This window comes from Deltaproteobacteria bacterium (assembly GCA_009930495.1).
GTDB lineage: Bacteria > Desulfobacterota > Desulfovibrionia > Desulfovibrionales > Desulfomicrobiaceae > Desulfomicrobium.
In genome coordinates this window covers 1-1,733 of sequence record RZYB01000345.1, presented here as the reverse complement: position 1 = coordinate 1,733, position 1,733 = coordinate 1, and the positions used below count along the sequence as shown (strand labels likewise).

At 34.7% G+C, this 1,733-nt stretch carries 3 protein-coding genes; all 3 read left to right on the top strand.

Annotated features, from left to right (window positions below; translation table 11 throughout):
- Window positions 1-408: a T9SS type A sorting domain-containing protein gene (locus EOL86_14545; GenBank protein NCD26791.1), complete on the top strand. Its 408-nt coding sequence runs from the start codon at window positions 1-3 to the stop codon at window positions 406-408.
- A 95-nt stretch (window positions 409-503) separates the two neighbouring features.
- Window positions 504-881, top strand: a complete 378-nt coding sequence (locus tag EOL86_14540) for a hypothetical protein (protein ID NCD26790.1) — start codon at window positions 504-506, stop codon at window positions 879-881.
- A gap of 25 nt (window positions 882-906) precedes the next feature.
- Window positions 907-1,733, top strand: an 827-nt coding sequence (locus EOL86_14535) for a hypothetical protein (protein ID NCD26789.1), incomplete at its 3' end; no start/stop codon positions are given.

Here is a 1,733-nt window from a genome sequence, read left to right as displayed (position 1 = left end):
ATGAAAATTAATCAGGATCTCTCTATTGATTCAGTCTCAAACATTCAACTTAATTACGATTCATTATGTCCATACACTATTGAATCTGGGGACAGAGTTTGTGATTGTTTTACTGCATTCTACGTGGGCATTGAAAATGACAAGGTAATCACTTTGCAAGATCTGGAGGGAATTCAGGCTTACCCTAACCCGGCATCAGAATTCATTACATTTGAGACAAAAACCATTTCTAGAAACAGAATAATCAGAATATACGATCTAAATGGCAAGTTTGTATCTGAAATATCTTTCCCCCAAAGAAGCACTGAAGTTCTTTGTAATACTTCAAAATTAATTGCCGGAACATATATTGCAAGGCTATTCATTGAGGAAAGACAAACAGGATCCACCAAGTTTATAATTCAATAATCATTATGAAAAAATATATATTTCATACAGCTGTAACGATAGTACTTACAATAATATCATTTACAACATTTGCCCAGGCATCACTGGACACAATAATGTTTGAAAGTGATAAAATTATTTGCTACAAAAGCAATACACCGGGATATGGTAACTACCTCCCCTCAATGATCACCGATTATATAATGATTATTGACAGGCCTGATTCATTTTCCAATGAAAGTCCGAAAAATAAAGTTGAGCGGATGATAAAATTCGTAGAAACATTCTCTCTCTCAGAAGCGAAATCATCAGAGCAACAACTTTTTATGAGTTACGTTGCTCATCTGATTATCTGCAATCCCCGTTCAAAAAACTATCGGGATGATAGAATCACCTCTATCATTGAAGATTTAACCCAATCATCAAAAAAGAGTATTAAAACAAATGCTGCCCTGGTAAAGAAATTAATTAACGACTACGGACAATTTAACTGAAGATACTAACCTAAATAAACGACACATGAAACACTTTCTCCTTTTTATCGCCATCATTCTCACAACCGGAACAATTGCACAGAATACATTTTTTCAGGAGTATCCTGAGGAAGCTTATCAGGTGGGAACTGACATATTTGCTCTGGATAATGGTAAATACGTTGTTGCAGGCTATTCAAAACTGTTTAAGGCAGAGAACTCTCAATTCTTTAAAACCATTGATTCCGAGGGGAATGAAATCTCAACAAATTACATCAGTTCCGATAATGCCCCGAATTTAGGCCAACGTATTTGTCAGGATTATGATAACAATCTGCTCATCCTTCGTGACAGTACTATTAATGATACTTCCTATATAACTATCACAAAATCATCAGTAGAAGGCGAAGTAATGGACTCTCATATTATAATGCCCGGATACGCTAATGGGATAGTTAAAGATGGAGATCAGGGTTATTATATTTTTGGAACCAATGATGGAAAAGTCAGAGTAATTAAACTTGACAATTCTTTTGATGTCGTATGGACAAACAAATTCTACCCAACCCAGCTGCAAAGTCAAACTTTCATTCCTTTTCAGGGTAAAATATTAAACAACAACTTATATATCGTTGGCAACTATCGAAATAGTGTTGGATATTTCGACGATTCCAAGACTTTCATTATTAATATATCAAACACAGGAGATAGTCTTAACTGCCTCAATTTGGAAAAATATTACTACCAATGCTATAATTCATTAATGGCAACTTCTGATGGAAATCTTGTTACTGCAGGAGTCTATGGAGAAATGATGATTGAAGATACGGCATCCATTCTCAAACTAACCCCAGAATTAGATGAAATTTGGAA

Bases quoted from the DNA above. Each gene is read 5' to 3' on its own strand.
- EOL86_14540 (NCD26790.1), top strand. From the start codon at position 504: ATGTTTGAAAGTGATAAAATTATTTGCTACAAAAGCAATACACCGGGA.
- EOL86_14545 (NCD26791.1), top strand. From the start codon at position 1: ATGAAAATTAATCAGGATCTCTCTATTGATTCAGTCTCAAACATTCAA.